Here is a 13,275-nt window from a genome sequence, read left to right on the forward strand (position 1 = left end):
GGCAGAAAAAGGTCAACGGACTATAAGTATCATTAGGCAGATTCGCAAACTTTTCATATCAATAATTAGCGAGGTTGATGATCGTGAGGCATTTTCTTTCCATCCTGCTAGTGATCGCTACAATTGCCGGGATTGCGTTCATGTGGTCAATTTTCGCGGCGTTTTTAAAGGAAGCGAATATCCCCGACATTAACGAATCGGAATATCGGCAGCTGCAGAAAGGAATGACCCTAGAAGATGTGACCGAAGTGGTCGGCAAGAAGCCGGAGCTGCTCTCCCAGCGCAATATTCACAACACGCGGTATCAGGTATTTTTGTATAAAGAACGGTTTCGTCTCTTTAAAGAAGAGGCGAGCGTCCATCTCTACTTCTTCTCGGGACGTCTGATTCTGGTTAATCTGAACGGCAGTTTCTAGGGCGATTGGGTTCTGTCCAAGCCCATGAAGAAGCCTGCGGCACCATATCCGGTCCGCAGGCTTTTCGTTTCTTAATGCTTTATCAGCAGGCCAAGCGCGTCGAGCTTCCGCGCGATCACCGCCGCCGCTTCCGCCCTTGTGGCGGTCGAAGCCGGCTTCAGCAGCCCGCCGCTCCCCCGAAGCGTGCCGCTCTCGACTTCGTAAGCGACCGCTTCGCGGGCCCACGCGGACACCTTGGAGCCGTCCCGATATTGGCTCAGCGGAGCCGTGTCCGGATTTGCGGCGCCGCCAGGAACGCTCGCGCGGTAGAGCATAACGGCCATTTCTTCGCGCGTAATCGAGTCGTTCGGTCTGAACTTGCCGCCGTTGCCGACGACGATACCCGCCGCTCTCGCCCGGGCGACCGCTTCGGCATACCAGGCATCCGCCGGTACGTCGTCGAACGATCCGGATGCCGCGGACGGATTCGCATCGATGAGCGAAGCAAGCAGCTTCACGAACTCGGCGCGCGTGACGCTGCCGTTCGGGCGGAACGTTCCGCCCGGATCGCCGGTCACGATGCCATGGGCGGCCAGCGCTTCGATATCGGCGCGTCCCCAATGGGCATTCAGATCGCTGAAGCTGTACTCGGCGATCAGGACCGCATACACGCCCGGCTGAGCCGTCGCAAGCTCCACGGCGCCTCCTCCTGCGTCTACGATGCCGCCCGCATAACGCCAGACGGCGCTCGCTTGGTCCAGCCGATAGACGCCCAGCTTGCGCGGATCGCCCGAGCCGAGCGCGGCCTTGTCGTACGTCAGCGACAGCCGTCCCGGCTTCGCCAGCGCGCCGCCGTTGTCGAGCTTCCACTCATATGCATCCGACAGCAGGCGCAGCCGCTTGTCGCTCGGCTTTGCAGGGTCGGCGATGCGCAAGGCCGTCAGCTTGCGCGCGGTTCCGGCGCTGCCCGCCGGCAGCTCGAATCGAAGCTTGCCGTCGAACAGGCTGAAGGATGCCGCCTCTGTGCCGAGCGCCGCGTCATCGGCATCCGGGTCGCCGACAGGGCCGGTCGGGCCGTTAGGACCGGTTGGGCCTGGGCCTGGCGGGTCCGTCGGGCCCGGCGGTTCTGTCGGGCCCGGCGGGTCTGTCGGGCCCGGCGGGTCTGTCGGGCCCGGCGGTTCTGTCGGGCCCGGCGGATCTGTTGGGCCCGGCGGATCTGTTGGGCCGCCTCCGCCATTCCTCGTCATAATGACCAGCGTTTCCGCAGTGGAGGCATTGCCGTTCGCGTCGACCGTCCAATGACGAATCTCGTATTTGGTGGACGGGGCCAACCCCGTTATCGCGTACCGGCCTACGCCTTTCTTCACTTCGGCGGGTTCGCCTTCGAACGGCTGCCCTGCCTTCGTCCATTGCAGCCTCACGGCGGCAAGATCCGGATCCTCCGGGTCGCTCCAGGTCAATTCCACTCCTGTGGAGGCGAGCTCCGCAGCCAGCTCCCGAATACCGTCAGGGGGCGTCCTATCCGGTCCGACGTTCCCCGGACTGCCCGTGCCTGCGGTGATTTCCGCCGTACTATAGTTGCCCGCCGCATCGTAAGCGCGAAGCTGGAATACATATTTCGTCGATTCGTTCAGCCCCTCGATCAGCGCGTATGACTGCCCGTCTGGAATCTCGAACGTCGTCCCCTCGCCCGAAACGGCTTGCTCCTTGTAGCGCAATTCTACCTTCGCAAGCTCCGGATCCCTGGGCAACCGCCAGGTCAGCAGCGCCCGCTCCGCGTCGGCTTCAGCCCGCAGCCCTTCAACCCGGACCGGCGGCGCCGTATCCTCGGCGGTCACGGTAACTTCGGCTTCGTAGCGCTCGCCCATCGGCACGCCGGCGTACGATTGCAGCGCCGCCTCCGCCGTCACGCGATAGACCGCGCCAATCGCCAGCGGCTCGTCCGGCGTAAACCGGAGCCTTGCGGAAGCCTGCGTCCCGTTTGCGTCGACCGGCTCCAGCGCCTGCCATTCGCCCGCCGCTTCCTCGCCCGAGTCCGCAGATACGACCGCCAGCAGACCGCTCTCCGCCGCGTCGATTCGCACGGGACGGTCGAACAGCAGCTCGATTCCCTCCCCGCCCGGCGCGGCCGATACCTTGATCGGCTTCGCCGGAAGCGTGGATATCATCGCGATGTTGACGTCGAAGTGCGGCGGCAGCACGACGAGCTCCTCGCTCTCGGCCGGCAGATAGCCTTCCTTTTCGTAGAGCACCTTCCATTTGCCTTCCGGCACATCCCAGGCATAGCGCCCCTGCGGATCGGTATATAGCGGATTCGCCTGCCCGTAGGGTCCGGCATCCCAGACGTTCCAGCGCTTCGCCGCCTCATCCCAGCGCAGCACGGTCGTTTTAACGCCTTCGATCCGGTTGTCTTCCGTCACCTCGTACGCATACCCGCTAGGATCGTAGATCCACTCCGGATCGGCAAGCGGCTTCTTCGGCTTCTTCTCGATCTCGCATATCTCGTTTACGTTCGCATCCAGCTTGGCGATAGAACCCGCCACTGAAGCGTCCAGCACCTTGCCCATCATATTCGTCGCGAGGAACAGACCGACCGTGCTCAACCCGAACGTGGCGGGACCGAATACCGCGCCGGCGACCATCATGCCTGCCTTCAGCAGCTCCGCAACGATAAGCTTGTTCCGGATGTTCATGACCCAATCCAGATAAATCGGGACAAGCTCGGGACGGCAGTTCAACGCGATCTTGTCCATCAGCTTCTCGAGATCCGCCAGCGTGTCGTTGACGCCCATCCCGTCGACCAAGCTATAGGCGGCGTCGATCGTTTTCCACGTATTTTCGCCGGCTGCCGAACGCATCGCGAGATTCACGGTCACTTTGACTGCCTGCATCGCGTTGGCAACCGACAGCGCGCCGACCTCTCCTTTCGAAGCTTTGCCGGACGATGGCATGGGAACGGCGTTCAGCTCCGCCGCCGCCATCAGATCCGCGATCGCTCTTCTCGCATCCAGCCCGTGACCGAACCGGTCGGCCGGCAGGTAACCCGTCAACTCGGCACGCAGCACCCCGTTGCTGAAGTCCACGCTGTTCGTAAAGCCGTAGAGGGGGATGCCCGTACGCTCGGCCTGATCCAGGTCGGCCTGGGTCGGCGTATACTTCATCTCCTCCAGCGTCGCATGAATATCCATTCGCGCGTCACCGTTCGGATTCGGGAGCGTGCCGTTGTACGAAGCCGACTGCTTCGTCCCGTTATTCTGTCGCGGCGAGATGGAGATGTCGCCGGTCACGGCGTCCCTGAAGCTGGGCGGCAGCTGCTCCCTGATCTCCTCCGGCGGCGGAGGCGGAGCGTCGATGCTGTCCATCGACTCCTTCTCCGTATAATCGAGCCCGATCGGACCGCCCTTTGTTTGAACAGGGATCACCGCTTGGTAAACGCCGTCCTGCAGGCTCGCCGGGATGCGCTGCTCGCCGAACAGGAATGCGACATCGCTCACCAGCTGCGGATCGGTGAACGCGACCGTCAGCGTAAACGGCATGCCCGGCACGAACACGTAGGGGAATCTGGCTTCGCCGCCTCTCGGATCCAAGGTCATGAGGCGCCCGTCCGCCTGACGCATCGTGAACGAGACCGGCTCAGGCAGTCCCTTGTCGTAGCGGACGCCGACGACGCTGCTGCTCCACCTTCCCGCCTCGCTCTCCGCATCGGCGCGGAGCCGCCAGACGGCGGTCGAGCCTTCGCCCGGAATATGAACGCTAACGTCCCATTGCCCGGTCGGGGACGCTTCCGTCTCGCCGAGGACGACGCCGCCCTCATACAAGGCGACATGGCTGCCCGGCGGCGCCGTGCCGGTGACGGTCAAATCGCGCCGGCCCGTCCGGCCGGGGGCCTTCATCGTCACCGGCGTCAGATCGGCCTCTGCCCGCCCGATCGTCTCCTCCCTTTCAGCGCCGCCCAGCTTATAGCCAATCGACGGCTCGAACGTCATTTTTTCCGCCTTGGGAGCGGCGGCGATGCGCAGCTTATACTGCAGCGAGCCCCCTTTCCCGCCCCCGATCGTGCCGAGCTGCACGGTATAGCGTCCATCCTGAAGCTCGGGCTCGACCGCCGCTCCGTTCACAATGACCGTGCCCGGGATCAGCTCCGCATCCGCCGGCACATTCAGCACGGCGACCGCGTCGCTTAGTTGATCGTCGCTCGAATTGGAATAGGTCGCGCGGACCTGAGTCGTGCCGCCGGCCATCGGATTGCCGCTGCCGAGCCAGACGACGTTGCCCGGCTTGCCGGCCAGAATGCCCGCCGCGCCGAGCGGCAGCGCACCGAGGTCCACGCGGCTGCCCGCCAGCGCCTCGAAGCGCCGCACGAAGCTCTGGCTGCCGTCCGGGCTTCTGACCTCCAGCTCATAGGCGGGGCTTCCCTTCACCTTCAGCGAAAACGCCGGGTTATAGAAGGAGCCCGACCGCTCGGCTCTTCGGCGGCCCTCATCCGTCACCTCGTAGAGGGTGTAGTCATACCGGTCGATGCCTTCCGGCAGGTTGGTCAGCCTGCCGCCGACGGTGGCTGCCGTATCCCGGAGCCTCAGCTCGACCGTTCCCCTACGATCTTCGCCGACGACCGTCTCCGCGCACGATTGCGAATAGCCTCCCTCATTCCCATCCGCACAAATGCGAACCTTCTCGCCGGGTTCGGCGACCAGCTGCATCGTGCCGTTTTCGGACTGCGACCAGATTGGCTTGTCGGCCTGGAGACGGAAGTGAATCCGTTCCGTCCAGTCCAGCGCGTAAGGTCCGACCCACGCATCGTCTCCGGATTGCGTATACAGGTCGACCTTGACGACCGCCGGCAGCTTCGCGCCGACTTGAATGTCGACCGTTTGCCGGCCGGGCACGATGCTTACCCACTGCGGCGCGGACGGAAACGCGCCGTCGGCCGCGGCCTGCACGTACGAAGCAAGACTCGGAACGCTAAGCGCGTACGCGCCTTCCCCGTCGGTTGCAGCCGTATACCTGGCCTCGCCCTGAACGACCGTGACGACGGCACCTTTAACGGGGCTCCCGTTCGCTTGATAGACTTTGCCTTCCAGCACGGCATTCATGGTCCGCGACAGTGTAATCTCCTGCCGATTGATCCCGGAAGCCAAGGGAACCGCGAGTTCCGCAGGCTCGTCGTATCCGTCCTGCCGTTCGACCCGAATAACCGCCGTCTTGCCGACCATGCCTCTTAAAATGCCGAGGTCCAGCTGGCCGCTCTCCGGCGTGACGCCGGACGCAAGCGGGCGCCCGCTTTTATCCGAGACCAGCACGTTCACGCCTCGAAGTCCCGTACCTTGCGGATTGACGACCTGGACGCTGAGGCTGGCGGGCTGCATCGGCTCCGCGTCGACCTCGGCCGCTTCTCCCCAGGATACGGCGATTGGCGGTACGCCGGCTTCCTCCAGCATGTCCGCGCCTTCCGCCGACAGCAATCGGAGCGAATAATCGTCGCCGGCAGGGAGACCGACGAACGTGAATTGCCGCGCCTCTCCGACCGTTGCCGTCTGATAGGCACGCTGTCCGGCGCTGCCGATCGTCAGCGTCGCGTCGCGTGGCAGCGCGAGATCGCCGCTCAAGGCAACCCGGACCGAGCCGCCGACCTGAATCGGCGCCTTCAGGCTGGATGCCTCCGCCGATTCGCCGTCGCGCTCCGCGAAGCCCCGGATCTGCAGCAGCCGGACGGCATGCGCGGGTATCGCCGCTTGGCCGGCGAACGTGTCTGCGCCCGGCTGGGCGGCCAGCTCGGCCTTCACCGTCGTCTCGCTGCCATCCTGCAGCTCAATCGAGAGCTCCGCTCGCGCCGCGTCGGCTCCTTTGGCTTTCATCGCGAGTCGCACCTGATCGCCGACCGCCGCGTATTTGCGGAAATAAAGCGGCAGGGTGTGGGAAAACGAATCGATGACGAAAGAAGACAGCGTAACGCTTCGTTCGACCGAATACGGCGACTCGGACCCGCCGGCGTCGAGCGCCAGAACGGCGTAGATGTACGACTTGCCCGGCTCCGCCGTTTCGTCCGTATAGGTTCGGACCGCAGGGTCCTTAATCGTAGCCAGCGCCTCGGCCGGCTCGTTCGCCGTTCTGCGAACGATGCGGAACCCGCGAATCTCGGCGGATCCGCCCGCGCGTTCTCCCCATACGAGAACCGCCTTGCTTCCCTGCTGCGTCACCGCAAGCTCGGCCAGATCGGTCGCCCCGGGCGTCGAGAACGGGACGGACGGTCCGTTCGTCGTCCACAAGTCGTCCTCGTCCATCGCCTCTACTTTAAAGAGGTAGTCCTTGCCCGGCGCCAGTCCCGTGATCGTCTTCTCGAGGACATCCGCATCCAGGTCGACAGGCGAGCCTGCACCCAAGATCCGGTACGCTTTGGCGCCGGTCGCAGACGTCCACGACAAGGTCACGAAATCGTCGCCGGAAGCCTTTACGGTCAATGCGCTGCCTGCCGGCCAGGAGGCCTGCGGCATTTTCTCGAGCGCCTTCTGCACGTAGAGACCGGGACGGTAGCGCTCCGTCCCGCGCACAAGATTGGCGGCGTTGCTGTCGTACGCGATCCACTTGCCGTCGCCGCTGATCCGCGCCCGGCTCGCAAAGTCGTTCGGAGCGACCGCCTGATCGTAGGCGCGGCTGGCCAGCCTCGTCGTTCCCTCGGTCCGGTCCCGGATAAAGATGCTTTGCGGCTGGCCATCGTGCTCCAATAGTCCCGGTTCGTCCGAATGGAAGGCAACGTACCTGCCGTCGCCGCTGATGTCCGCATCCGAGCTTAGCATCGAAGCCTGGCTGTCCGGCCGCACGACGCTGATCAGCTCGTACTTCGCATCGCCGGCCGCCTTGCGGTCGTAGACATAAACCTGCGTATACGGCCGGGCATTGCGATTGACGGTAAAGGCCACGTAACGGCCGCTGTCGTCGACGGCGGGACGCTCCGCGGAGGCATGGCCCAGCGCGCCCCGATCCGTCACCAGCTCAAGCGTGGACGCAGGCGTATCGCCCGACATGTCGCCTTCCGTATCGTATAGATAAATATCGTCGTCGCCGTTGTTGTCCTCCGGCAGCAGGTCGTCGTACGCGGTGAACACCGCCACCTTGCCGTCGCGGCTCAGCTCCAGCTCCTGCGCGGAAAGCGGCGTACCGTTCGGCAGCACGATCGGCGCCAACGCTCCCGTTTCCATATCGTAGCTGACGTTGTAAGCCGTGCTGTCCGGCGGCGCAGGAAGCAGGTTCGTGGCTCGTGTGAAAAACACGACCTTGCTTCCGTCGCCGCTGATATCCGGGCCGTAGCTGTAGCTGTCCGCTTGCTTGCCGTCCCAGGTCGTGCTGATTCGGCTGAGCGACGCTTCGCCCTCTTCGTCAAACACGCCATTGCCGTTCGTATCCCGGTCGTACAGGAAAACGTCGTACTGACCGTTCGTATCGGCGTCCGCCGTCAGATCGCTCGCGTTCGAAGTGAAAACGACGTAACGTCCGTCGCCGCTGATCGAGGCGTCCCGGCTCTCGCCGTCGCCGGCCGCTCCCGACGCCGTGCGGCTGACGAGCTGCGTCTTGCCGCCGAGCCGGTCGTACAGGAACAAGTCCCGCTTGCCGTTCGCGTCCGATGCGACAAGGTCGCTCGCGTTCGACAGAAACACCGTGTATCGTCCGTCATCGCTCATGTCTTCGATAAGGGCTTCTCCTGGCGCCGCGCGGCCGTCTTCCGCCCGGGTATCGATCCGGACGATCGCAGGCCCCTGCGGAATGACGACCGGCTGCCAGTCGCCGAGCGAGCGGTTCCCGTCGCCGTCGAATACCGCGACGGCCACCTCATAGCGCTCGCCGTTCATCGCGTTCGGGATCGTCGCCCCGGCGACGGAAGGCGGATACATGGCGGATTGACGCTCGGACTGCCCCGGCATTCGCCAGATCAGCCGCGCGCCGATGACGTCCGGATCGTCCGGCAGCTGCCAAGCCGCTTCGATCGCGCCGGGCAAGGCGGTCGCCGTCAGGCTCCCCCTGCCCGGCGGCGTCGTCTCCGGCTCCGCCAGCGTTCGCACGGCCGTCTCGTCCGACCAGTCGGACCAGCGGTAGTCCTCGCTTCCCGCCGCGACGCGATACGTATGCGCCGATCCCGGCAGCAGGCCCGCTGCGGCGAACCGCGGTTCCTTCGCGATGCCGGCCAGCTTGCCGTCCTGCAGCACCTTGTAGTACGCAGCGCCGGGAACCGCCGGCCAGCTCAGCGCGACATAAGCCGCGCCGGGCTCGGCAGCCGGGACGGTCGCGGCCGGCCACGCCGGCGCCGAACCGCCCGATCCATCCAACGCGGCGACATAGATATCGGAGAAGGCGTCGGCATCCGCCGTCTCCAGCAGGTTCGTCGCGTCGGATTCGAAGGCGATCGACCGCCCGTCCGCCGCGAGCGTCGCCCGTGCGCTCTCCCCGTTCGCGCTGCCGCCCCCATGCGCGAGGCTGACCCGCTTGGTCGTGCCGGTCAAGCGATCGCGCACATAGACGTCCGTCGCGTCCCCGGTATCGTCCTCTTCGTAAGCGCCGTTCGTATGAAACGACAAAAACCGCCCGTCGCCGCTAAGCGAAGCGCCGAACGCGTCGCCCTGCGCTTGCATGCCGTCGCTGCTCACGCTGCCGAGCTCCGTCGTACCTAGGACGCGGTCGTAGACATAAACGTCCAGCTTGCCGTTCGTATCCGCCGGTCCCAGATTGTCGGCCAGCGATTGATAGGCGACGAATTGCCCGTTCGCGCTGATGACCGGGTACTGGCTGTTCTCGCTCGCGCTCTCGCTTGCAGGCGAACGACTGATTCGCTTCAACTCGTCCAGCGCGGTATCGTACAAGAAAATATCGCGGTAATTTTCATGATAAGGACCGTAGTCGTCCAGCGTCAGCTCGCGCTGGAACGAATCAAACGCGAGGAATCTCGCATCCGCGCTCATCGAGATGCGCGCGCGCGAGTTGTCGTACAGGTAGGTCTGTGCCGCGACGACCTTGACCGTTCCCGTACGGAGATCCTTTAGCAAAATATCGTAGCCCGCGGTCTGGGCGCCGCGTGAGCCGACATACGCCGCATAACGGCCGTCCTCGCTGATCTGGTAGGGACTGCCTTGTCCCGCGTATTCGGAGCCGGGTACGCGCTCCGCGACAAGCCGGATCTGCTCCGTCGTAGCATCGTACAGGAACAGATCCTCCTGCAGATTCGTATCGCCGGCCACCAGATTCGTCGCCTTCGAGCTGAACAGCACGTACGTTCCGTCCATGCTGATCATCGGCGCGTAGCTGTCGCCGTTCGCCTGTTCGCCGAGGGCGCCCAGACTGATACGTTTCGTCGCGCCGGCTGCGCGATCCCTCACGAATATATCCTGGAAGCCGTTCGTATCGCCTTCCGCCAAAGAAGCAGACGCCGACGCGAAGGCGACATAACGGCCGTCGCCGCTCACCGAGGCTGCCCGGCTGTCGCCGCTTGCTTCGGCGCCGCTCCAGCCGACGCTGATCTTCTCAGCCTCGCGAAGCGCAAGCAACGCGGCCAAGCCGGCTTTTTCGGTCCCGTATACGGCCTCGGCAACGGTGTCCTTTTCCGGCGCATCGCCAGCCGTCTCCGGCAGCTCGCCGCTCGCGACAAGCTGCTCTATCATCGCTTGAAGCGAATGATCCAGTCCTTGTCCTCCCTCTTCAGTCGCCGACTCCGCAAATACGGACAACTGAAAGCTCGTGGCCAGCACCGCGAGCGTCAACAGCGCGGCAAGCTTTCGCCGCCATGAGGGCCGCTTCCGTCGATTCCATATTCCATTCCACCATTTCACGCGCTATTACTCCTTCCAGCATGCTATCCCTCCTACCTTAATAAAAGGCCGAAATCTCAACCAGAGACGTAGAGTCATCAAGCATGGACCTCTAGCGGCCAAAGACCCGGAATTGCGGCGGGAAGGAGCAAGAGAGCGCTGTCAAAGAAGACTTTCGCAGGATCATGTCGAAAAAATCACCCTAAATACCCGTTCGATTTTAGAAAAAAACAACTAAAGTCTTACGGCTTCAAGCATTATTTTTGTCTCTGATTGATTAAGGCGCCAACTTTATCGGAAAAACTGTCCCAGTCGCCTCCGTATCCCGCGCCCGGCCCCCATCCGACCGATTGGAGAGCGTCCCCCAGATCCTTCAGCTTTTTCCTGCGATCGCTGTCCAATGTCGGATTTGAAAAATCTGAAGACGTCGCATACTTCAGAAAAAGGTTGCTCAATTTCCACAGATCGTCTTCCTGGGATTTGGTTATGATTCCGATGGCCAATTGTTATTATTTTGCTCTTCGATCGCGGTTGCCAGTTGGACTAAATCGCCTTGCAGTCCAAAGGAGAGATTGGAATAAACGTTGGCCAGATGCCTGGATTGAAGATATCCGTAAGTAATCAAGACAAGGTTTAATAAAATCGAAACGATCAACGCTATTTTCTTCATCTGTCTACCCCTTCGCCATGGATATTCGCTTGTGTCGGTGCCCATTTTGTCATTGACATTAAACGGTCTTTTAACTATGATTGACCTGTCTGATAGGTGAATAGGGAAGAAGGAAAGGTTCATGAAAAAAATACAGAAAATCCATCTGTATGAGCAGGTGTCTGAGGAGCTTCAAAACTATATTCAGGAAAAAGAGCTGAAAGAAGGCGACAAGCTCCCTTCGGTAGAACGATTGACGGAAATGTTCGGCGTCGGCCGCTCCTCGCTTCGCGAAGCGCTTCGTTATCTGGAAGCGAACGAAGTGGTCCGAATCGAGAACGGCAAAGGCGTTTTCGTGAGAGACATGGATACGTTCCGTTTCTCGGGCAAGATCAAAATCGAAGTGGAGCGCAATTCGCTCCTCGCGACCCTCGACGTCCGCCGCGCGCTCGAAGGCAAGGCGATCGAATTGGCCGCGAAGCGTATAACGCCGAAGCAAATCAAAGAAATCGAAGCATGCCTGAACGAGTATCGCAGGTTAAAGGAACTAGGCGTAAGCACGTCCAAAATTGATTTTACCTTTCATCAGCTCGTCAATAAAGCGGCGGCGAATCCGATTCTGGAAAGCGTCTTAGAATCTTTTTCCGTTCTCTACAATAAATTTTTCGATATGCCGCTCGGGAATACGAAATTGTTCGATGCGACCTACCCCTTCCACTTTACGATGTTCGATGCCATCAAGGCCCACGACGTACCAGGAGCGCTGTCCGAATTCAACAAGCTGATGGATTCCCTGGAAGAGATTATTAAAAATTACGAAACCTAAAACGGCATGAACAGGCGCGTCAGCGATCGCAAAATTTTTTGTAAGAATTATTAACACACAGGTAACAAAAGTGTTGACAAAAAATAGGTCTGCACATACCATTATACCTATCATACAGGTTGATAGTTAGATAGTGAGACAGCTAGCCTGCCGGTATGATATCCATAGAGGGAGGGGAATTTAAATGTCTACGCAAAACGGAATGAAAACGATTTCAAAATTGGCAGTATCGTCGGTTGCGCTCGCTCTGGTGCTGTCCGCTTGCGGCGGCAATAACAACAACAATTCGTCGGGCGCTTCGGCCGGCGCTTCGGCGGGCAGTTCTGCCGGCGGAGAAAAGGTGAAGCTTCGCATGATCGAGAGCTTGACCTCGGACACCCGCACGGCTGAGCTTCAGAAGATGATCGACGCATTCAAGAAAGCCAATTCCAATATCGATGTTGAATTGCTCTCGCCTCCGTTCGACCATGTGGACAACAAGATCCGCACGATGCTCTCCGCCAAGGAAGATATCGACATCGTCGAGGCGCGCGACCTGAACGTAGCGGAGTTCGTCAACAACGGCTACCTTGAACCGCTCAACGAGTACACGAAAAACTGGAGCGAATTCTCCACGGTAACGAAAACGGCCCTCGACGTCGGCAGCATCGGCGACAAGCTGTACTTTATCTCCAACGGCCTGTATCAGCGTCAAATGTTCTACCGCGCCGATTGGCTGAAGGACGCAGGCATCGCGGTGCCGAAGACCTACCAGGAGCTGGTCGATGCCTCGATCAAGCTGACCGACAAGTCGAAAAACCGTTACGGCTTCTCGTTCCGCGGCGGCTCCGGCGCGAACTCCGTACCGGACACGATGGTGCTGGCTTACAACGGCGCCAACGTTAATACGAGCGATGCCATGTTCCTGAACGACGGCAAGTCGATCTACTCTTCTCCGGAAGCCAAGCAAGCGCTCGATCTGTACCTGAAGCTCTTCAAGGAAGGCTCGCCTGCCGACTCCGTCGCCTGGGGCTTCTCCGAGCAAGTACAAGCGTTCACATCCGGCGTGACGGCCTTCCTGCTTCAGGATCCCGACGTCATCAACACGCTGAAGGACAGCATGGAAGAAGGCACCTGGGCAACGGCGCCGATGCCGACCGGTCCGAGCGGCGTCGCGCTGATCAGCGCAGGCGGCGCAGGCTGGGGTATTACTTCCTTCTCCACTAAGAAGGAAGCGGCTTGGAAGCTGATCGAATTCCTGAGCTCCAACGAACAGAACATCGAATGGTCGAAGAGCTACGGCACGATTCCGATTCACAGCACCGCCACCCAAGACCCATACTTCAACGACGGTCCGTACAAGACGCTGCTGGATATGACGGCAGACGCCAAGACATTCGTCAACTACAAGCCTCCGTTCAACTACCCGGCGAACAGCAAGTTCGGCACGGTGTCCATGGAGACCGGTCAGCAAATGCTGCTCGGCAAGGCGACGGTAGAAGAAACGCTTGCGAAATGGGACAAGTTCTGGGTGGATGCCAAGGCAGAGCTTGGAGCGGCTAAATAAGAAACGGCCATGCATCGGTTAAACACAAGCGAATATGGCGGACAGCGCAGGCTGTCTGCCATGTTCCC

General features: G+C 61.3%; 4 protein-coding genes. 3 read left to right on the forward strand and 1 reads right to left on the reverse strand.

From position 1 onward, the window contains the following. Positions 1-83: 83 nt before the first annotated feature. Positions 84-416 carry a hypothetical protein gene (locus KVT38_RS02350; RefSeq protein WP_217592083.1) on the forward strand — a complete coding sequence of 111 codons (333 nt, stop codon included), beginning with the start codon at positions 84-86 and terminating at the stop codon, positions 414-416. A 71-nt stretch (positions 417-487) separates the two neighbouring features. Here KVT38_RS02350 and KVT38_RS02355 read toward each other — a convergent pair whose 3' ends face one another. Next, complete coding sequence (locus tag KVT38_RS02355) at positions 488-10,207, reverse strand: S-layer homology domain-containing protein (protein WP_217592084.1); 9,720 nt, start codon at positions 10,205-10,207, stop codon at positions 488-490. 770 nt (positions 10,208-10,977) lie between these two features. On the opposite strand from KVT38_RS02355, the gene KVT38_RS02360 reads away from it, so the two are divergent. Together KVT38_RS02360 and KVT38_RS02365 are read left to right on the forward strand one after the other, a co-directional pair. Further along, on the forward strand, positions 10,978-11,661 hold the full coding sequence (locus tag KVT38_RS02360; RefSeq protein WP_217592085.1) for a FadR/GntR family transcriptional regulator: 684 nt from the start codon (positions 10,978-10,980) through the stop codon (positions 11,659-11,661). Between the two features lie 184 nt (positions 11,662-11,845). Next, complete coding sequence (locus KVT38_RS02365) at positions 11,846-13,207, forward strand: ABC transporter substrate-binding protein (protein WP_217592086.1); 1,362 nt, start codon at positions 11,846-11,848, stop codon at positions 13,205-13,207. Positions 13,208-13,275 lie beyond the last annotated feature (68 nt).

It is taken from the genome of Cohnella sp. GbtcB17 (genome assembly GCF_019091135.1).
Classification (GTDB): Bacteria; Bacillota; Bacilli; order Paenibacillales; family Paenibacillaceae; genus Cohnella.